This window comes from Nitratireductor sp. J20-h4, from assembly GCF_056780505.1.
Map to the genome: position 1 here is coordinate 1,151,350 of NZ_CM165557.1, position 18,965 is coordinate 1,170,314.

Annotated in this window: 16 protein-coding genes; 11 read left to right on the forward strand and 5 right to left on the reverse strand. The window is 66.1% G+C overall.

Features of this window, described 5'->3' with window-relative positions; all coding sequences use genetic code 11:
* The first annotated feature begins 28 nt into the window (after window positions 1–28).
* Complete coding sequence (locus tag ACT2B0_RS05595; RefSeq protein WP_473462310.1) at window positions 29–1,489, forward strand: cobyric acid synthase; 1,461 nt, start codon at window positions 29–31, stop codon at window positions 1,487–1,489.
* Here ACT2B0_RS05595 and cbiB read toward each other — a convergent pair.
* On the reverse strand, window positions 1,473–2,450 hold the full coding sequence (cbiB, locus tag ACT2B0_RS05600; protein ID WP_473462313.1) for an adenosylcobinamide-phosphate synthase CbiB: 978 nt from the start codon (window positions 2,448–2,450) through the stop codon (window positions 1,473–1,475). The genes ACT2B0_RS05595 and cbiB overlap by 17 nt on opposite strands.
* Between cbiB and cobD the strand changes: the two genes are divergently transcribed.
* The 4 genes from cobD (at window position 2,449) to ACT2B0_RS05620 (ending at window position 6,936) form a co-directional block, all read left to right on the forward strand.
* Window positions 2,449–3,513 carry a threonine-phosphate decarboxylase CobD gene (gene cobD, locus ACT2B0_RS05605; protein ID WP_473462315.1) on the forward strand — a complete coding sequence of 355 codons (1,065 nt, stop codon included), beginning with the start codon at window positions 2,449–2,451 and terminating at the stop codon, window positions 3,511–3,513. The genes cbiB and cobD overlap by 2 nt on opposite strands.
* Window positions 3,510–4,019 (forward strand): tyrosine phosphatase family protein, encoded by a 510-nt coding sequence (locus tag ACT2B0_RS05610; protein WP_473462317.1) that lies wholly within the window; start codon window positions 3,510–3,512, stop codon window positions 4,017–4,019. The genes cobD and ACT2B0_RS05610 overlap by 4 nt, the downstream gene beginning before the upstream one ends.
* Before the next feature lie 157 nt (window positions 4,020–4,176).
* A complete protein-coding gene (locus ACT2B0_RS05615) occupies window positions 4,177–5,487 on the forward strand; it encodes an NAD(P)H-dependent oxidoreductase (protein WP_473462320.1) in 1,311 nt (436 codons plus the stop codon).
* A 156-nt stretch (window positions 5,488–5,643) separates the two neighbouring features.
* A complete protein-coding gene (locus tag ACT2B0_RS05620) occupies window positions 5,644–6,936 on the forward strand; it encodes an acyltransferase family protein (RefSeq protein WP_473462322.1) in 1,293 nt (430 codons plus the stop codon).
* A 44-nt stretch (window positions 6,937–6,980) separates the two neighbouring features.
* Here the strand turns inward: ACT2B0_RS05620 and proC are convergent, their stop codons facing one another.
* From proC to ACT2B0_RS05635, 3 genes are all read right to left on the reverse strand, one after another.
* Entirely contained in the window at window positions 6,981–7,796 is an 816-nt protein-coding gene (gene proC / locus ACT2B0_RS05625; protein WP_473465801.1) for a pyrroline-5-carboxylate reductase, read from the reverse strand.
* Window positions 7,797–7,895: 99 nt separating this feature from the next.
* The gene (locus ACT2B0_RS05630; protein ID WP_473462325.1) at window positions 7,896–9,209 is read right to left on the reverse strand and encodes an O-antigen ligase family protein; all 1,314 of its coding nucleotides are present in this window, start codon (window positions 9,207–9,209) and stop codon (window positions 7,896–7,898) included.
* Window positions 9,178–10,176, reverse strand: coding sequence for a glycosyltransferase family 2 protein (locus tag ACT2B0_RS05635; RefSeq protein WP_473465804.1), 999 nt, complete (start codon window positions 10,174–10,176; stop codon window positions 9,178–9,180). The genes ACT2B0_RS05630 and ACT2B0_RS05635 overlap by 32 nt, the downstream gene beginning before the upstream one ends.
* 175 nt (window positions 10,177–10,351) lie before the next feature.
* Between ACT2B0_RS05635 and ACT2B0_RS05640 the strand changes: the two genes are divergently transcribed.
* From ACT2B0_RS05640 to ACT2B0_RS05650, 3 genes are read left to right on the forward strand one after another with little or no spacing between them, the layout of a single operon-like run.
* Window positions 10,352–11,521, forward strand: a complete 1,170-nt coding sequence (locus ACT2B0_RS05640; RefSeq protein ID WP_473462327.1) for a glycosyltransferase — start codon at window positions 10,352–10,354, stop codon at window positions 11,519–11,521.
* Window positions 11,518–12,309, forward strand: a complete 792-nt coding sequence (locus tag ACT2B0_RS05645; protein WP_473462330.1) for a WecB/TagA/CpsF family glycosyltransferase — start codon at window positions 11,518–11,520, stop codon at window positions 12,307–12,309. Before ACT2B0_RS05640 ends, ACT2B0_RS05645 begins: the two co-directional genes overlap by 4 nt.
* A 26-nt stretch (window positions 12,310–12,335) precedes the next feature.
* Window positions 12,336–13,235, forward strand: coding sequence for a DUF6492 family protein (locus ACT2B0_RS05650; RefSeq protein ID WP_473465806.1), 900 nt, complete (start codon window positions 12,336–12,338; stop codon window positions 13,233–13,235).
* Window positions 13,236–13,277: 42 nt separating this feature from the next.
* On the opposite strand, the gene ACT2B0_RS05655 is transcribed toward ACT2B0_RS05650, so the two are convergent.
* Window positions 13,278–14,585, reverse strand: a complete 1,308-nt coding sequence (locus ACT2B0_RS05655; RefSeq protein ID WP_473462331.1) for a lipopolysaccharide biosynthesis protein — start codon at window positions 14,583–14,585, stop codon at window positions 13,278–13,280.
* Window positions 14,586–14,789: 204 nt separating this feature from the next.
* On the opposite strand from ACT2B0_RS05655, the gene ACT2B0_RS05660 reads away from it, so the two are divergent.
* The 3 genes from ACT2B0_RS05660 to rpoZ all read left to right on the forward strand — a co-directional run bounded on the left by ACT2B0_RS05660 (window position 14,790) and on the right by rpoZ (window position 18,959).
* Window positions 14,790–17,414, forward strand: a complete 2,625-nt coding sequence (locus ACT2B0_RS05660) for a GumC family protein (RefSeq protein WP_473462333.1) — start codon at window positions 14,790–14,792, stop codon at window positions 17,412–17,414.
* A 100-nt stretch (window positions 17,415–17,514) separates the two neighbouring features.
* Window positions 17,515–18,414 carry a bifunctional methylenetetrahydrofolate dehydrogenase/methenyltetrahydrofolate cyclohydrolase FolD gene (gene folD, locus ACT2B0_RS05665; protein WP_473462335.1) on the forward strand — a complete coding sequence of 300 codons (900 nt, stop codon included), beginning with the start codon at window positions 17,515–17,517 and terminating at the stop codon, window positions 18,412–18,414.
* Window positions 18,415–18,554: 140 nt separating this feature from the next.
* Complete coding sequence (rpoZ, locus tag ACT2B0_RS05670) at window positions 18,555–18,959, forward strand: DNA-directed RNA polymerase subunit omega (RefSeq protein ID WP_473462338.1); 405 nt, start codon at window positions 18,555–18,557, stop codon at window positions 18,957–18,959.
* Window positions 18,960–18,965 lie beyond the last annotated feature (6 nt).

Consider the following 18,965-nt stretch of genomic DNA (forward strand, 5'->3'; position numbering starts at 1 on the left):
CTGACCGTCCGGCCCGGACCACGCCATCATGACGGTACGTGCGCTGATGTTCCAGGGCACCGGCTCCGATGTCGGCAAGACGCTGGTCGTGGCCGGCCTGGCCCGCGCTCTGACCAGGCGCGGCCTGCGCGTGCGTCCGTTCAAGCCGCAGAATATGTCGAACAACGCCGCCGTCACCGCCGACGGCGGCGAGATCGGCCGCGCCCAGGCCTTGCAGGCGCGCGCTGCCGGCGTCACGCCCAGCGTGCACATGAACCCGGTTCTGTTGAAGCCGCAGGGCGAGACCGGCGCGCAGATCGTCGTCCAGGGCCGGGTCCGGGGCACCGCGCGCGCGGCCGACTATCAGGGCGTCAAGCAGAGCCTGCTGCCGGCCGTGCTCGACAGTTTCGCGCGTCTGAAGCAGGAGGCCGACATCGTCCTGGTCGAGGGCGCCGGCAGCGCCGCCGAAACCAATCTGCGTGCCAACGACATCGCCAATTTCGGCTTCGCGCGCGCCGCCGACGTGCCGGTGGTGGTGATCGGCGATATCGACCGGGGCGGTGTCATCGCCAGCCTGGTCGGCACCAAAGCGGTGATCGACCCGGCCGACGCCGCGCTGGTCGTCGGGTTTCTCGTCAACCGTTTTCGCGGCGATCCGGCCCTGTTCGTCGACGGCATGAACGAAATCGCCAGGCGCACAGGCTGGACCGCCTTCGGGCTCTTGCCGCATTTTGCCGATGCGAACCGCCTGCCGGCGGAGGACGCGCTGGCGCTGACCGGCAAGGACCGGCGCAGCCGCGCCGGGGGGCGGGTGAAGATCGCGGTACCTATTCTGCCGCATATTTCCAATTTCGACGATCTCGACCCGCTCGAGGCCGAACCCGACGTGGCGCTGACACGGTTGTGGCCGGGCACGCCGGTTCCCGGCGATACCGACCTCGTGCTGCTGGTCGGTTCCAAGGCCACGATCGCCGATCTGGCCGCCCTGCGCGCGGCCGGCTTCGATGTCGATATCGCCGCGCATCGTCGGCGCGGCGGTTTCGTGCTCGGCCTGTGCGGCGGCTACCAGATGCTCGGCCGCACCATCGACGATCCCGACGGCGTGGAAGGACCGGCCGGACGGGTCGAAGGCCTCGGCCTGCTTGACGTCGACACCCGCCTGACCGGCGAAAAATCTCTGGTCGAGGTGCGTGGCGACACCGCCGACGATGTCTCCTTTCACGGCTATGAAATGCATATCGGCGTCACCGCCGGTCCCGACGCCGCGCGGCCGTTCGCCACCATCGCCGGCCGGGCCGATGGTGCCACCGCGCCCGACGGCCGCGTTGCCGGCACCTATGTACACGGCCTGTTCGCCGACGATCGCCAGCGCGCCGCCTGGCTGGAGCGTCTTGGTGGCGCCGCCTCCGGGCTTGATTACGAGGGCGGCGTCGAGGCCGCGCTCGACGGACTGGCCGACCATATGGAGGCCCATCTCGACATTGACGGGCTGATCAAAAATGCGCGCTGACCAACACGGCGAGCGCGCCGGTCGACACAATCAACAGCGCATCCGCCCACCGGTAAAGGGTAAGCGCGCGGCGAATATCGCTCGCGTCGGCGCCCCGGCGGCCGCCTCGGCCCATCACCGCGTCGTCCACCACATGCCCGCCATAGGTGCGCGGCCCGGCGAGCGCCAGGCCGAGCGCGCCGGCCATCGCCGCCTCCGGCCATCCGGCATTGGGCGAGTGGTGGTTTTTCGCATCGCGCCGGACCGCCTTCAAGGCGTCGCGGCCGGACACCGAGGGAAGAAGCGCCGCGGCGGCTACGATGGCCAGCGCCGTCAGCCGCGAGGCCGGCAGGTTGATCAGATCGTCGAAGCGGGCGGCGGCGCGACCGAAGGCCTCGTGGCGTGGCGTGCGGTGACCGATCATCGAATCGGCCGTGTTGACCGCCTTGTAGATCGCGATCCCCGGCAGGCCGGCGAGCGCGAGCCAGACGAGCGGCGCGGCGACGCCGTCGGAAAAATTTTCCGCCAGACTTTCGATCGCCGCGCGGCTCACCCCGGCCTCGTCGAGCGTGTCGGGGTCGCGCCCGACGATCTGCGACACCGCCGCCCGTCCGGCGTCAAGCCCGCCGGTTTCCAGCGCGTCGGCGACGGCCGCGACATGATCGTCGAGGCTTTTTTGCGCGATCAGCGTTGCCGCCAGGCAGGCCGCGAGCGCGACGGCTATGGACGTGGGCAGGGTCATAAGCAGCGCCTGCAGGCCCAGCCCGGCGCCGCCGGCGAGCGTTGCAATCGTCACCAGCGCAGCCAAACCGGCTTGTCGACGACGCGCCGTGCTGTCCGTCTCCCGGTTCCAGCGCCGGTCGAGACGCTCGATCAGCGCGCCGATCCAGGTCACCGGATGACCGATCGCCGTAAACAGGCGGTCGGGATAGCCGGTGGCGCGCTCGACAAGCAGCGACAGAAAGGCGATGGACAAGAACATGGCGTTGCAACGGGCTGAAAAAACCGCGGTTTCCGATCATGGCGGCAGCCTCGACGCGGCAAGGGCGCTGTTTGCCGACGCGCCGCAGCCGTGGGTCGACCTGTCGACCGGCATCAACCCGCACGCCTATCCGCTTTTCGACCTGCCGGCCACCGCTTTTTCGCGCCTGCCCGAGCCGGGCCGGATCGCCGAACTGGCGGCGGTCGCCGCCGGCGCCTATCGCGCCGGGCCAGATGTCGCCGTCGTACCGGCGCCCGGAACCCAGGCCTTGCTGCCGCTGGTAATGCGGCAGGTCCCTCCCGGCCGCGCCCGGGTGCTCGGACCGACTTATGCCGAACATGCGCGTTGCGCGCGCCTTGCCGGCCACGCGGTCGAGGAGGTGTCGTCCGTCGGCGCGTTGTTTGACGCCGACCTCGCCGTCATCGTCAATCCGAACAATCCGGACGGCCGCTCTGTTGCGCGCGAAACCCTGCTCGCGCTTGCCGGCCATATGCGCGCCAAAGGCGGGTTGCTGGTCGTCGACGAGGCGTTCATGGATGTCGGGCCCGCCGAGCATAGTCTCGCCGGTGGCTGCGGGGCAGGCGGGGTCGTCGTCCTGCGCTCGTTCGGGAAATTCTTCGGCCTTGCCGGTATCAGGCTCGGCTTCGCGCTCGGCGCGCCGGACCTTGTGGCTGGATTGGCCGCTAGGCTTGGTCCGTGGGCGGTCTCCGGTCCGGCGCTCGAGATCGGCCTGCGGGCGCTGGAAGACCGGGCCTGGCAGACGCGGATGCGCGCCCGGTTGCGGGCCGAGCGCGCGCGTCTCGATGCATTGCTTGCCGCAGCCGGAATCGAGCCTAGCGGCGGAACACCGCTTTTTGCCTTCGTGCGCGATCCGGCCGCGCCGGACTTGTTTGCATGGCTGGGCGCTTCCGGCCTGTACATCCGTCGCTTCGCAGAGCGACCCGATTGCCTGCGGATCGGCCTGCCCGGCGACGACGCCTGGCCGAGGCTCGAGGCCGCGCTTGCAGCCTGGTCCGCGCGAAACCAGCCTGCCGATCCGGCCAAAGAGGCGGAGAAACGATGATCTGGGTCTGTCCACTCTCGCGGCTTGACGACACGATCAGCACGACCGGCGCGCGCCGGCTTTTGACGCTGCTCAAACACGGAACGCCGTTCGACCGGCCGGCGCCGATCGCCGCCGATCAGCACCTTTTGCTGTCGATGCACGACATTGTCGAGGAGGCGCCCGACATGGTGGCTCCAGCGCGCGCGCATGTCGAAAGCCTGATCGCATTCGGCAGGGGCTGGGATCGCGCCGCGCCTCTGGTGATCAACTGCTTCGCCGGCATTTCGCGCTCCACCGCCTCCGCCTACATCATCGCCGCCGCCCTGGCGCCGACGCGCGGCGAGGCCGAACTCGCCCGCACATTGCGCCGGCTTTCGCCCTCCGCGACCCCGAATATCCGGCTGGTCGCGCTGGCCGACGACCTTCTGGGGCGCGACGGGCGCATGGTCGAGGCGGTGCGCTCGATCGGTCGCGGCGCCGATGCCTTCGAGGGTGCACCCTTCGCGCTGTCGATCGACGCCTGACGATGTATCCGACGGCGATGGCGACGCAGTGGCACGCGCGACGGAGACGGATGCGTGCACGCCCCGCGGCCCCGCGGTTTGATGCTCCAACAATTGACTTTGCGGACATGGGGGGTACTAGCTCCGCGCACCGAAGCGTACGGGGAAAATGCCGCCTATGACCAATGTCGCTCTTACCGGTCTGGCCCGTGATCTGGCGCGGCGGGCGGATGAAGGCCGCCCCGTGCGTGTCGGGGTGATCGGCTCCGGCGAGATGGGCACCGACCTGGTGACCCAGGCCATGCTGATGCGTGGCATCGAGGTCTGCGCGATCTCGACACGCAGGCCGCATACTGCGCGCGCCGCGATCCGCATCGCCTATGGCGACGAGACGATGGCGCGCGAGGCCGACACGGCTTCGGCCGCCACGGCGGCAATTGAGGCCGGCAAGATCGCCATCATCTCAAACGAATTGCTCGTCACCAACCCGCTTCTCGACGTGGTCATCGACGCAACCGGCAAGCCCGGCGTTGCCGCGGATTTCGACCTGATGGCGATGGAGCACGGCAAGCATGTGGTGATGATGAATGTCGAGGCCGACGTCACCATCGGCTGCCTGCTCAAGCAGGAGGCCGACCGGCTGGGCGTCGTCTACACGGTCGGCGCGGGCGACGAGCCCTCATCGTGCATGGAACTGATCGAATTCGCGTCCGCTCTCGGCTATTCCATCGTCTCGGCCGGCAAGGGCAAGAACAATCCGCTCAACCATGACGCCGTGCCCGACGACTATGTCGAGGAGGCGACGCGGCGCAACATGAACCCGCGCATGCTGGTCGAGTTCGTCGACGGGTCCAAGACCATGGTCGAGATGGCCGCGATCGCCAACGCCACCGGGCTGGTGCCGGACGTCCCCGGCATGCACGGGCCGAACGCGGACCGCGACGAGATGGTCAAGGTGCTGATTCCCAGGCAAGACGGCGGCATCCTGACCCGCAAGGGCGTGGTCGACTACACGGTCGGCAAGGGCGTGGCGCCGGGGGTGTTCGTCATCGTCGAGGCGACCCATCCGCGCATCATCGAGCGCATGGACGACCTGCATATCGGCACCGGCCCCTATTACAGCTTCTTTCGACCCTACCATCTGACCTCGCTCGAGGTCCCGCTGACGGCCGCGCGCATCATGCTGACCGGCAAGCCCGACATGGTGCCGCTGCCGCGCCCCGTGGCCGAGGTCTGCGCGCTCGCCAAGCGCGATCTTGCCGCCGGCGAGGTTTTCGACGCCATTGGTGAGACCTGCTACCGCTCCTTCACCATGACGGTGACCGACGCGCGCGCCAAAAATGCCGTTCCCGTTGGCCTGCTTGAGGGCGGCAAGGTGCTGAAGCCGGTCAGGAAGGGCGAATTGCTGACCACCGACAACGCCGCGCCCGACCCGAATACGCGGCTTTTTGCGCTGCGCCGGCGTCAGGACCAGATGCTGTACCCATAGCAAGCGGCCGAAAACCGCGCCGCGGGCCCCGAGGGGCGCGGCCCGACTTCAAAAGCGAAGAGTCTCCACCGTTTTTGGCACGGGTCTTGCGACAGGCCTGTGTGTGGCGGCGCGCGACGGTGCTTGCGCGTCCAGACGAGGGAGCACGACGGCCGAATGAACCAGAATGACACGGTGGCCCGTATCAGGGCGGCACATCGCAGCGCGGCCAAAGCCAGAATCCGGCTCGAAACCCTCGATTCGTGGCGCGGCATCTGTGCGTTGCTCGTGGCGGTGATGCATTTTCCGGCCTCCGGTCCGCTCGCGGAAAGCCCGGTCGTGCGCAACGCCTATCTGTTCGTCGACTATTTTTTCGTCCTGTCTGGCTTCGTGATTGCCTATGGCTACGGTGCCAAGCTGGTCAACGGCGTCAATTATCTGCGCTTCGTCATTCTGCGGATCGGCAGGATCTACCCGCTCCACGTCGCCGTCCTGGCCCTGTTCGTCGCCTTCGAGGCGTTGCGCTGGGCCGTTCCGGCGCTGGCCGGAAACGGCGCGGCCCCGTTCACAGGAGGCAACAGCCCGTTCGAACTGTTGACGAGCCTTGCCCTTCTCAACGGCATGGGCGTCGACAGCCGGTTGACCTGGAACGGGCCGAGTTGGAGCATCTCGGCCGAGTTCTGGACCTATACCCTGTTCGGCGGGCTTGTGGTTCTGCTCGGGCGTCGCTCCTGGATCGCGCTGGTTGTTGCCGTCGTCACCGCCCCGGTGGTGCTCTACCTGTTTTCGCCCGACTACATGGACGCGACCTGGGATTTGGGTTTCGTGCGCTGTGTCTATGGTTTTTCGCTCGGCGCGCTGCTCTATTTCCTGGCCGGTGACAGACTGCTGTCGGCAAAGGCGCGCCAGGCGGCGGAGCCGACCGCGCGCGCGAGTGTGCTCGAATTCGCGGCCATCGTCCTCGTTGGCCTGTTCGTCGCCCTCGCCGGCGACAATGCGGCCAGCATCGCGGCGCCGTTTGTGTTTGCGCTGTCCTTGTACGTTTTCGTTCTGGAGGGCGGTGTATTCAGCCTTATGCTGAGGACGCGACTCTTCCAGTGGCTTGGGGCGCTCTCCTACGGCATCTACATGGTGCATATTTTCGTTCAGGCGCGGATGATCAACCTTGCCAGTGTGCTGGAGAAGATCGTCGGGGTCGAACTGATCGGCGCTTTCCAGATCAATGGACAGGACTTTTACGGATTTGGCCTCAACGGACCGGTTTTCGGTACGCTGATGGTGGCGGCGATGATCGTGGCGGTGGTGGCCGTGGCGCTGATCGCGCATCTGCTAATCGAAAAACCGTTCCAGCGGCTGTCGAGAAAATTCGCCGACATCTATGCCGGGCACATCATGGCCTTGCATCCGGGTGCAGGCGGTGTCGAGGCGCCTGCGCAACTGGACGGGCACGCGGCTTCAGCGCGCCCGTAAGGTTGTACCACTGCATGGAACGGCGGCCGAGGCCGCCGCACAGACTATTTGCCGAGCTCGATCGAGCGGTCGCGCGCCGCCTCGACGGCCTCGGCGACCAGGTTGCGAAGCCGATTCTGCTTCATCAGAACCTGCAGGGCGGCGGCGGTGGTGCCGTTGGGGCTCGTGACCTGTTCGCGCAGGACGCCGGGCGGGCTCTCGCTTTCGGCTGCCAGCGAAGCGGCGCCGAACACGGTCTGCATGGCCAGCAGTTTCGCTGCCTCGGCGGGCAGGCCGGCTTGCTCGCCGGCCGCGGTCAGACACTCGATGAAGTGAAAGACATAGGCGGGCCCCGAGCCGGAGACCGCGGTGACCGCGTCCATTAGGCTTTCGTCTTCGAGCTTGAGCACTTTGCCGCTGACCGAAAGCAGATCGGCCAGAAACGTCTCGGCGGCAGGTGTGACCTGGCTGTTGGAGACTGTCACCATCATGCCCTTGCCGATCGCGGCGGGCGTGTTTGGCATGCAGCGGACGATCGGTGTTTTTTCGCCCAGCAGCGTCTCGAACAGCGCGATATCGATGCCGGCGGCGATCGACACGAAGGTCGTGGCGCCGGTCGCGAATTCGCTATACTCGGCGACGACGCTGCGCATCACCTGCGGCTTGACGGCAAAGATGATCAGTATGGGGCGAACTCCGGCCTGCAACTGCGATACATGCCCGCTCACGCCCGCCCCGGTCTGCGACGCACGTTGGCGCAGAGCCTCGTTCGGTTCGACGACGGCGATCTCGCTTGCGGCAAGTTTGCCCGAGGCCAGCCAGCCCGTGAGCATGGCGTGTCCCATATTGCCGCAGCCGACCAACACCACTTTTACAGCCAATTTCAATCTCCTCCGGCAGACCCGCCGCCGTTCCGTCCAGCGCACGCCCGCAGCAATGCCGGAACCCGACGACGGGTGCAACCGGTAATCATTCTGCCTTCAGTCGGATGACACGGAGGGGATCCTGATACGCGCTGCCATGCGCAAGCCGAGGCAACCCATGAGGAAAAACAGCCACACTGGATCCACTCGTCGCAGGAAGAAGCTCTCCAGGAACGCGTTCAGCGAGGTGAACATCAGGATCATCATGAAAAAATCGGACAGGTAGATGTTTTCCTTCAGGCGCGGCGTGCGCATGTAGTCGCGCACCGGCACGATCCAGAATGCCACCAGGCACGCCGCCAGCGCCGGCAGGCCCATCAGAACGGCGATGTCGAGATAGCCGTTGTGACCGTGGACGGAGCCGCGAATGTCCCAGGCGCGGTCGAAAGGCTGTTCCATGAAATAGATGAAAGGCGTGCTCCAAAAACTCTCATAGCCGTAGCCGAACCAGGGCTTCTTGGCGATCATCTCGCCGAGAAAGTCCCACAAGGCCGTCCGTCCGGTATAGGTGAGGTCGGGCGCGACCTGCTGCGCCAGATCCTTGAGCGGCTCGACAAATACGATGCCCAGCGTCGCCAGCGTTGCCCCGATCATCATTGTCACAAAGATCAAAGGTGTCAGGAAACGCATCCCAAAAATGCCGGGCAGGGCCACCAGCCCGATCGACAGCGGCACCAGTCCCGCCGTCGTCTTCGAGCCGGTGTTGGCCATGAATATCATGGCAAGGACCAGCAGCGTGCCTCCCACCCAGCGCCGGCCGCGCCGGAAAGCGTAGAGCCCGGCAAAGCTGAGACAGGCCATGACCGGCCCGGCGACGTTTTTGTGTGAGAACGCGCCCCGCCACAGACCCGCGTGCTGCGGCTCGACGCCGGCTCCCGAGTGGACCGCCGTGGCTGGGAACAGTATCAGCCCCGCATAGCTGAGCAGGACCGCCGCCATGCCGGCGACGAGCAGCACGGTCGTGAAGGAATCGGCGTCGCGCGGCAGCACCAGGACGGTGACGATCGCCAGCACGCCGATCGCGGTGAACAGCGCCGCGCGCATCGCCGAGGGCGGGTCGATGGCATGCATCACCGAAAGCGCCAGAAATCCGAACACGATCAGCCACCACGGGCTGACCATCATTGCCACGACCCGGCGGTCGGCCAGCGTGAGCAGCGAAAATCCGGCCAGCAGCGCCAGCGAGCCAAAGCCGATCTGATTGACGATGTCGCCACCCTGGGCGGCGGCCGGCCCTTCGGGCTGGAATGGCCGGAACGAGATCAGCACGATCGCCAGTACCACGGTCGCAAGCACCGTGGAGATCTGGCGCAAGGTCGGGTTGCCGAGCGGCACGACCTCAGTTCTTCTCAGCCTGTCTGTATTGCTCATTGGCATAGCCGAATTCCGCAAGTACGCGCCCGAGCGCGACATAGACGGGGTATGCGCCGACGGTAAGCGAGCCGGTGCGGGCCAGGCTCAAGAGGCCGCGCAACGGTGCGGCGGCGAGCAGGGCGAGGCTCTTGGCTGCTACGCGCACGGCGCCGAGCGGTTCGCCCGTCCGCTTGCGCTTTTCGACCAGCGTCGAGATCACGCCGTTGCGCAGGGAACGCGCCCTGATCCAGTCGCTTTCCAGCCGCCGCGCTGGAATGGTCTCCATGACCGGTGCCTCCGCGCACCATGCGAGCCTGAACCCTTTGCGCACCGCCCGGCTCAGAAAATCCGAATCGCCGCCGCCCATGAAGTTGAACGCCGGCTCCAGGAACGGCCGCTCCATGGCGTCGAGCACGTGGCGCGAAACCAGCAGATTGCCGGACGAATAAAGCGCCTCCACAGGTCGCGTTTCGCGATAGGGCGGGGCGAACACCGGATGGTCTGCCCAATGATCGTTTCCCGGCTCCTCGAACACCGGCACCTGCGGGCCGCCCACGATGTCCACCCCCAGCCCGGCGGCGGTGGCGACCATGGTCTCGAGCCACTCCGGGCCGGCGAGTTCGTCGTCGTCGATCACCAGCACATGGCTCAGATTGGCAAACGCGGCCAGCGCGGTCGACCAGCCGGCATTGTAGGCGCTGCAATTGCCGCGTTCCTCCGCGACGATCACAAGACCGTTCACCGTGCCATTTTCGAACAGCGGCGCGGCCGCGTCCGCGCCGGCGTGCCGTTCTGCGTCATTTTCCATCACGATCAGCGCGTAGCACCGATCGGTATTCTGGGCGGCGACCGAGCGGATCGTCTCCAGCACCTGTTCTGGCCGGCGGAAGGTCGGCAGGGTAACGGCGATCCGTACCTCATCGGGCTCGAGGCCGGGCGATTGCGCGACGAGCCGGACGTTATCTACTGTGGCGAGCGCTTGCATGAGAGACCTTGGCCGTCCGTTTCGTTCATAAAGCGCGTTGCCTGTTAACGCGTGGTTAAGCACTGCGCTTGTTTTGCCCTGCCGCAACCGCCGTTTTGCCGCCACAAGGCACGTCCCTTGCCTGCTTAAGCAAGACTTCACCCGAGACTGCTAGGGTCACGTTCAGGTAAGCGACATGCATTTGGTTTTTGTTACATCCCTCGTCCCCGACGGCGCGCCGACGACCGGCTACGAGATCGCCAATGCCGCGATTATCGCTGCATTGCGCCGTTCCGGCGTCCGGGTCACGGTTCTCGGTTACACTTGGCCCGGCAAGGCTCCGTCGGATCCGCAAAACACCGTTGCGCTCGGATCGGTCGATGTGCGCACGCAGGGCGCACCGGCGATTCAGAAGATGAAGTGGCTGGCTGGCGCGATGACGTCGGGCCTGACTGTGTCGTCGGCCAAGATGCGCGCCGCATCCGAACAGGATCTGCGCGCGGCGCTGAAGCGGATCGGTCCCTTCGACGCCTATGTGCTCAACGCGGTCCAGCTTGCCGGCGCCTACGAGCATCTTTTCACCGACAAGCCGTCGATCTTCGTGGCCCACAATGTCGAGTTCCGCTCGGCGCTGGAAAACGCCGCCGCCGCGCGCGACCTGTTCCAGCGCGCGCTTTTCCGCCGCGAGGCGCGTCTCTTGCGCGCAATGGAGGAGCGGCTGTGCCGCCAGGCCCGCTTTGTCTTCACGCTCGCCGAGGAGGACCGCGACGCGCTCGGCGTGGCAGGGCCGCGCTCGGCGGCGTTGGCGCTGGTGACCCGCGACGAGCCGCCGCGCCCGCAATCGCGTAAAACCGCTTTCGAGGCCGGCATGATCGGCACCTGGAGCTGGGAGCCGAACCGTATCGGCCTTGACTGGTTTCTGCGCGAGGTGGCGCCTCGCCTGCCTGCCGATTTCCGTGTCCGTATTGCCGGGCACGTGCCGGCCGGGCTGGGACAGCTGCCCCCAGGAGTCGAATTTGTCGGCCGGGTTCCCGACGCCAGCGACTTCGTCCGTCAGGCCGCGGTGGTGCCGCTGATTGCGCAGGCCGGCACCGGCGTCCAGCTCAAGACCATCGAAACTTTCGAACTCGGCTTGCCCTCGGTGGCAACGTCCCGTTCGCTGCGCGGCGTCTCCTATCTGCCGTCCAATTGCACCGTCGCCGACGATCCGGCCGCCTTTGCCGGAGCGCTGGTTGAGCGCGCAGCCGGTCAAACGGAGGCAATCGACGGCTCGACCTTCCATGCCGGCCAGATACGCGCGCTCGACGCCGCGATCGCCAAGGGGCTGGAAGCCCTGGGCAGTGCCCGCAGCGAGGTGGCGGCATGAGTACGCACTCCCTCACCACGGCGGTCGCAGAGCCTTTGCTTCAGCGACAAAAGGACATTCTCGGTGTCAGTGTCGCGCCCTTCGATCAGGCCGAGGCGATCGCCTATCTGGCGCGTCGCATCCGGGAGCGGCGCTTCACCAAGGTCGGCTTCCTCAACGCGCATATCGCAAACATTGCCAGCTCCGATACCCGTTTCGCTGCGCTGTTGTCCGACTTCGTCGTCCTGGCCGACGGCGTGGGCGTCGATATGGCGGCGAAGATCCTTTACGGCGCGCCGTTTCCGGCCAATCTCAACGGCACCGATTTCATTCCCGCCCTCCTTAAATCCCTGCAGGAACCGCTGACGGTCGGGCTGCTTGGCGCCAGCAGGGACAATGTCGAACGGGCGGCGGCCCGTTTGCAGGAGATGGTGCCGCAGCATCGCGTCACCGTCGTTCACGACGGATTTTTCGACGCGGCGACCGAGGACGAGATATTGGCGCGCCTCGGCCGGTCGCATCCCGACGTCCTTCTGGTGGCAATGGGCGTGCCGCGCCAGGAATACTGGATCGACGGCCGGCTGAACGCGGACCATTGCACGGCGGCGTTCGCTGTCGGCGCGCTGTTCGATTTCCTCAGCGGCGCGATTCCGCGCGCGCCCTCATGGGTGCGCTGGCTGCGCCTGGAATGGCTGTTTCGGCTTGGCCTGGAGCCCGCGCGCCTGTGGCGTCGCTATATTGTCGGCAATCCGCTCTTCCTGTGCCGGGTCCTGTTGCAAAAACTGCGGCGGGCGGGACCCACGGCGTGAATGTGACCGTTCAAACCGGCAGCAATATGCCGGGCGAAGCGCAAACCGTGGGCACGACTGCGCTGGTGACGGCGAGTTACGCGCCGGATTTCGAACGCTGCCGGCTGTTATGCGAAACCATTGACCGGCACGTTACCGGTCATGGTCGGCACTATATCCTCGTCGCGCATGCCGACGTGCCGCTTTTTCGCGCGCTCGAAACCGCCAACCGGGTCGTGATCGACGAGCGCGACATCCTGCCCGCCTGGCTGCGGGTGGTGCCGGATCCCACCAGCCTGTTTCGGCGCAAGTTCTGGGTTTCGACACGCACCAAGCCACTGCGCGGCTGGCACGTGCAGCAATTGCGCCGCATCGCGATCGCCGCCCACGCGGACGAGGACGCGCTGGTCTATTGTGATTCCGATGTGGTGGTCTTGAAGGATTTCGACTGCGCTCGTTTCTGGAGGGACGGGCAGGTGCGCCTGTTCCGGCGCGACAACGCACTTCGGGGATCCGTGGACGGGGACCAGAAGATCTGGTCGCGAAATGCCGCAAAGGTGCTCGGCATCGCGTCCCCGGCGGTCGCGCCGCACGACTATATCGCAACCTTCATTGCCTGGCGGCGCGACGCGGTGGTGTCGATGTGCGAAAAGATCGAGCGCACCAGCGGACGCCATTGGGTCGCCGCGATCGGAGCGGATCGAAAATTCTCCGAATGCATGATCTACGGGCGTTATGTCGACGAGGTCCTGATGGGACGGGGCCATTTCCTGTCCGGCGAGGAATTGTGCCGGGTCTATTGGCGCGGCCCGCGCCTGACCTCGGCGACGGTGCGCTCGTTCGTGGAAGGGATGAACCCCGGCCAGGTTGCGATCGGCATGCAGTCCTTCATCGGCACCGACATGGACCTGATCCGCGATCTGGTGCGCGTTGCCGAACGCCGTTGAGCGCGTTCCTTTCCGACCGTTGCGGTTTTCGTGCCAGTCGCGTCAGGCGCGCTTGGCCGGTAGCCTGATCGCGCTGTAGGTCAGGAGCGTCGAGGCCAGGTAGAGCACCGCGAAGGCCGCGTTCAGCATCAGCACGAGCTGCTGGGCCTCTGGTCCGTCAAGCAGCAGATAGGTGAGCACGACGGCCTTTGCCCCGGCAAGAAGCGCCAGGTTGAGCGCGCGCACCAGCATCTGACCGCGCGCAAACAGCAATTCGGCCTGATATTCGATCAGGTTTCGCAGCCCCGGCACGGCAAGCGCGAAGATGACCAATGGCGCCGCCTGCGAGACATTGTTTCCCAGAATCGTCGGGTAGAAATGCAGAACCAGTGCCAGCGTCGCCAGGCCGAGCGTGGAAATGGCCAGGATACCGGCTTCGAAACCGACGCGCAGCCAGAGTTTCGACAACGTCTCGGGGGCGCGCATCAATCGTTGCACGAGCAGCATGGTAAAGGTGCGGATCGGGATCGCGGTCAGGTCGACAAGCCGCATGACGATCGCGTAGATGCCGGCCAGATGCGGCCCGCCCAGGGCCAGAACCAGCAGCTTGTCCAGTTCCATCTGCAGATAGAACAGAAGTTCCGCGCCCGCCACGTAGAGCGCGTCGGCGAGCCGTGACCAGTAGAGCGCCGGCCGCAGCCGCAGCCGCTGGCGCGGCCAGAAGAACACAAGCGCAAGCGCGAGACAGACCCCGTTCGCGGATAGATAGTAATAGACCCAGACGTCGAGCGCCGGGGCGGTAGAAAGTGCGAACAATCCGGCCGCTGCCGCGCGCAGGGCCGTTCCCGCGATCACCAGAACGGCGGCGGCCGCGAAACGGTTGAGCCCGTTATTGACGATGACGACCGTCTCGACCAGACGCCACAGCAGCGCCTCCGACACGATGACCAACGCAAAGGTTGCAAGCGGCAACTCGCCGGAAAAGAAGATCGCATGCGTGAGCCAGCTCGCGGCCGCCAGAACCGGAAGCGACAGCGCCGTCATCAACAGGAACCCGCCGGCGAAGGTACCCAGCAGGCGCGGTTTGACGGTCGCTATTCGATAGAGCGAGGATACGAAACCGAAACCGACGATGCGAGACAGCATCACGCCGGCGGCCGAGGCGGTGGCGAAAAGCCCGAACTCGGCGATCGACAGGGCGTTGGCCAGGACGACGAAATAAAGCAGCGAGAAGACAAGGCGTCCGAGCGAACCGCTCACCGCCGTCAGATAGTCGCGCAGCAATGCGGCCCGCGAGGCCAGAAAGTCGGAAATGCGGTCCATAGCACCGGCCCTGGCGGCGGTGGCGTCGATGCCGGATTGCGGTGCCATACGCGCTGATGTCCTGCGTTGTCGAAAATACCTTATCGGTCAAACATTAACGTGCGGTTTTGCGATCTTTTGCGCTGCCGCGAACGGGGGGTCGAAGGGGCGTGAAAAATTAAGGAAATTAACTTTTTGTTTCCCATGGCTGTTTAGCGTGCCTTAACGATTGGCGCCGGCCGGCGTTGCAACCTATCCGAGATGTGCGAACCGATGCCAGCTTTCGACACCCGCGACCGAATGAAGCGAAAAGGGTCCCTGCTGACCCTCGCCGATCCGCAGGCGGATCCATCGGGCGCCGAGCGCAAGGCCGCGGACCGCAGGCCTGCGCGCGCGGCGGGCGATACAGCGGTCTCGCCGGCGGCGCGGCACGAGCTTGCGCGCTCGCGCCGCGAGGCCGGACGCAGTCCTTTGATTCAGGCTTTGGCGACGTCGAGCGCATCCGTTGCGTCGGACGACGATACGGGTGTGCAGGCAGCGCCGCAGCCGGACCGTGGGCACGAAGCCACGCCTGAGTGGCCGGGGCTTCGGACTGCTCGCGCCGACGGACCTGCGGACGATACGCGCCGCGCCGGGCCGGACGACAATGCGTCGATGCCGGACGGGCCCGGTCGCGGGCATGGCCGGTCGATGGCGTCGGCCGAGGAGCGCGACGCGTACTGGCGGCCGCTGATCGATCCGATGGCCGTGATCGGCGGAGTCTTCAATTCAAAGGGCCTGATCGCCGCCACAACGCTCTGCGGCGCGCTGCTGGGTGTGTTCATCGCGCTGTCGACGCCGAAGGAATATCAGGCGATCGCCGAGATGCTTGTTGATCCGCGTGACATCAAGTTCGTCGATCGCGACCTGACATCCGGCGGGCTGCCATCCGATGCGACCCTGGCGCTGGTGGAAAACCAGGTGCGGGTCATCCTTTCGGGTACCGTGATGACCAAGACGGTTGCCAGGCTCAATCTGGAACAGGACCCGGAATTCAACGGCGAAGGCAGCAGCGGCGGCTTGGGAAGTTTGGTGTCCGGCTTCTTCTCCCTGTTCTCGTTGTCCGGTGGAGGGGAGGCGGACAATGCCAACCGTCGCGCGATAACGGTGGACAATCTTTACAGCGCCGTCGACGCCGAGCGGGGTGGCAAGACGTTTGTCATCTCGATCGCCGCCAAATCGCAAAGCCCGCAAAAGGCTGCGTTGATCGCCAACACCGTCACCGAGGTGTTCCTGGAAACCTACGGCGATTTGCAGTCCGGCACGGCCGGCAAGGCGTCGGACGAGCTGTCGTCGCGATTGGCCGAACTGCGCGACGGCGTTGAGGCGGCGGAACGGAAAATCGAAGCGTTCAAGGCCGAAAACGATATTGTCGACGCCCAGGGGCGCCTGATCAGCGATGACGAGATCATCAAGCTCAACGACCAGCTCACCACCGCGCGCGCCCGCACGCTTGAACTTAATGCGCGCGCGGAGTCGGCGCGCTCGATTTCCGTCGATACGATCCTGACGGGAAACCTGCCCGAACAGATCAATTCGCCGGTGCTCACCGAGATGCGCGCGCAATACTCGACGCTGCGCCAGGAGGCGGACCGCCTTGGAGCCAAATTGGGGCCCAGGCACCCCGAACGTGCTGCCGTTGAAGCGCAGCTTGCCAGTGCGCGCCAGCAGATTTCGCAGGAACTGCGTCTGGTTGCTCAATCGATCCAGGTCGATCTCAAGCGGGCCGTGCAGCTCGAGCAGGAACTGGCCGCCCGCCTGGCGCAGCTCAAGGCGCGCCAGGCCAATCTCAGCGAAGAACTGGTGACGGTGCGCGAACTCGAGCGCGAAGCCACCGCCAAGCGGGCCGTCTACGAATCGTTCTTGCTGCGCGCCCGCGAGACCGGGCAGCAAAAGGACATCAACGCCGTCAACATAAGCGTGATCTCCGAGGCCATGCCGCCGCTTGAACCGACCGGCATGTCGCGCAAGACGATCGCCGTGCTCGCCACCATGTTGGGGTTTGGCGCCGGTGTCGGACTGGGTGCGGCCCGCGGCGCCTATGACAGTTTTCGCGCCGGCGTCGGCCGCGCGTCCGCTGGCAACGAGCGTGCGCCTGCACCCGCGGCGCCGACGTCGCCGGCGGCCCGGGCGCCAGTTGAGCGCAGGCGCGAGGCGGATGAGCCGAACGACGAAGATGGCAGCCCCGCCGCAACACCACAATCGCCGCAGCCCGATGTTGTTGAGGCTTCCGGTTCCGAGTCCCGTCACCGCGAGTCCACTGCAACCGAATCCGTCGCTGCCGCGGCGGAGACCACCGAGGAGGCAGATAATATGCACCGCATGCCGGATTACGCCGCATGGCAGGCGCCACGTTCGCCCGAAACAGCCGACAATATTCCCGGCCCTCACGGCCCCTATTGGTACGATCCCGCCACGGGCGCTCATTATCCCGTTCCCGGCTCGGCCTATGGCTGGCATCCCGCTTTCACCGGCGAGCCCGGCTCCGCGTCCGCCGCGCCGGTCCATGGGGCCGCGCCGCAGCTCCATCATCCCTGGGCCCCGGCCGGGCCTGGCTATCCTCCCGCGCCGCCGGCCTATTGGCCCCAGCCGACGCCGCAGACGGCACCCTACTGGCCCGATCCGCGCCACCAAGCGCAGCCGTGGCCGCACCACGCGCCGCCGCAGACAGGCCCTGCCGGCAGTGGCCGCGCGCCCCATGCCGACGCGGTCGCTCGCCCGGCCATGGACACGCCCGCCGAGGCACACGAGCCCGATAGCGACAATGACGCCATCAACGAGATCCGCGAGAGCCTGCGCGAATTCCGCGAGGCTTTGCGCGAACTTAAGGAAAATCGCGGCCGCCGCCGCTTCATCTGACGGCTTTCGCGTTTACGGCACGCCGCGACGCAATGGCGGGTATCGTCTGTGTCGATTGTCGAATAAAGCTCCCGGATCGAGTGGATTCCGGGGGCGATGGATGGCCGAACTGATCGAGGGACGAAAGGTCGCCGACGAAGTCGTGACGACGGTCAAGCAAGGTGCCGGGGCGCTGCGGGCGCGGACGGGCGTCGTACCCGGCATCGCGGTGGTCATCGTCGGATCCGACCCCGCCAGCCAGGTCTATGTCGCGTCCAAGTCCCGCAAGGCCAAGGAATGCGGGTTTCATTCCCTGCAGCACGACCTGGCCGAAGACACGGATGAAGCGACGCTTCTTTCACTGATCGCCGATCTCAACGCCGATCCGGCCATTCACGGCATTCTGGTTCAGCTACCCTTGCCCGCTCATATTGATGCCGGCCGTGTCATTCAGTCGATCGACCCGGACAAGGATGTCGACGGCTTCCACTTCGTCAATGTCGGCAGGCTTTCCACCGGCGAGACCGGTACGGCCTTCGTGCCGTGTACCCCGGCGGGCTCGATGATCCTCATACAGCGTGCGCGCGGGTACGATTTGTCGGGCCTCAACGCCGTCGTCGTCGGCCGCTCGAACATAGTCGGCAAGCCGATGGCCAATCTGCTCTTGGCGGCCAATGCCACCGTCACCATTGCCCACAGCCGGACCCGCGACCTCGCCGCGCTGTGCCGCACGGCCGACATCCTCGTGGCTGCGGTGGGGCGGCCGCACATGGTCAAGGGTGACTGGATCAAGCCGGGCGCCACCGTGATCGACGTCGGCATCAACCGGATCCCGGCGCCCGAAAAGGGCGAAGGCAAGACGCGACTGGTCGGCGATGTCGACTTTGAGGCGGCTTGCGCGCATGCCGGAGCGATCACGCCGGTGCCGGGCGGCGTCGGGCCGATGACGATCGCCATGCTGATGGCCAACACGCTGGTCTCGGCCTGCCGGCGCGCGGGCGTTGCCGCACCCTCCTTCTAGCGGCCGCTTCACGGCAGCCGCCACCGCGTTGGGTTGGCGCTGGCGCCGGTCCGCGCCGCCGCTGCAATGCTTGTAATTCGGCCGCAATCGGAGTAAGGAGCCGATCAAATCCCGAACAATCGAAGCTGAAAGGGGCATTGATGGCCCGCGTCACCGTTGAAGACTGCATCGACAAGGTCGATAATCGTTTCGAGCTGGTTCTCCTTTCCGGTCACCGCGCTCGCCAGATCTCCCAGGGCGCGGCGATCACCGTCGATCGCGACAACGACAAGAACCCCGTCGTGGCGCTGCGCGAGATTGCCGAGGAGACGCTTTCGCCCGGCGACCTGAAGGAAGATCTGATCCATTCTCTGCAAAAGCACGTCGAGGTCGACGAGCCCGAGGCGGACGAGCCGCCGGTTATCGAGCAGGACGAGGCCGCGTCGCCGATCGCCGAGGCGGCGCCGAGTGAGGACGAGCCGGTATCCTTCGACCGGATGAGTGAGGAAGACCTTCTCGCCGGTATCGAGGGTCTGGTTCCGCCGGAGAAAAGTGACGATTTCTAACACACA

Bases quoted from the DNA above. Each gene is read 5' to 3' on its own strand.
- ACT2B0_RS05595 (WP_473462310.1), top strand. From the start codon at position 29: ATGACGGTACGTGCGCTGATGTTCCAGGGCACCGGCTCCGATGTCGGC.
- ACT2B0_RS05640 (WP_473462327.1), top strand. From the start codon at position 10,352: ATGCATTTGGTTTTTGTTACATCCCTCGTCCCCGACGGCGCGCCGACG.
- ACT2B0_RS05645 (WP_473462330.1), top strand. From the start codon at position 11,518: ATGAGTACGCACTCCCTCACCACGGCGGTCGCAGAGCCTTTGCTTCAG.
- ACT2B0_RS05620 (WP_473462322.1), top strand. From the start codon at position 5,644: ATGAACCAGAATGACACGGTGGCCCGTATCAGGGCGGCACATCGCAGC.
- ACT2B0_RS05655 (WP_473462331.1), bottom strand. From the start codon at position 14,585: ATGGCACCGCAATCCGGCATCGACGCCACCGCCGCCAGGGCCGGTGCT.
- ACT2B0_RS05660 (WP_473462333.1), top strand. From the start codon at position 14,790: ATGCCAGCTTTCGACACCCGCGACCGAATGAAGCGAAAAGGGTCCCTG.
- ACT2B0_RS05615 (WP_473462320.1), top strand. From the start codon at position 4,177: ATGACCAATGTCGCTCTTACCGGTCTGGCCCGTGATCTGGCGCGGCGG.
- ACT2B0_RS05650 (WP_473465806.1), top strand. From the start codon at position 12,336: ATGCCGGGCGAAGCGCAAACCGTGGGCACGACTGCGCTGGTGACGGCG.
- ACT2B0_RS05630 (WP_473462325.1), bottom strand. From the start codon at position 9,209: ATGAGCAATACAGACAGGCTGAGAAGAACTGAGGTCGTGCCGCTCGGC.
- folD (WP_473462335.1), top strand. From the start codon at position 17,515: ATGGCCGAACTGATCGAGGGACGAAAGGTCGCCGACGAAGTCGTGACG.
- cbiB (WP_473462313.1), bottom strand. From the start codon at position 2,450: ATGTTCTTGTCCATCGCCTTTCTGTCGCTGCTTGTCGAGCGCGCCACC.
- ACT2B0_RS05635 (WP_473465804.1), bottom strand. From the start codon at position 10,176: ATGCAAGCGCTCGCCACAGTAGATAACGTCCGGCTCGTCGCGCAATCG.
- rpoZ (WP_473462338.1), top strand. From the start codon at position 18,555: ATGGCCCGCGTCACCGTTGAAGACTGCATCGACAAGGTCGATAATCGT.
- ACT2B0_RS05610 (WP_473462317.1), top strand. From the start codon at position 3,510: ATGATCTGGGTCTGTCCACTCTCGCGGCTTGACGACACGATCAGCACG.
- cobD (WP_473462315.1), top strand. From the start codon at position 2,449: ATGGCGTTGCAACGGGCTGAAAAAACCGCGGTTTCCGATCATGGCGGC.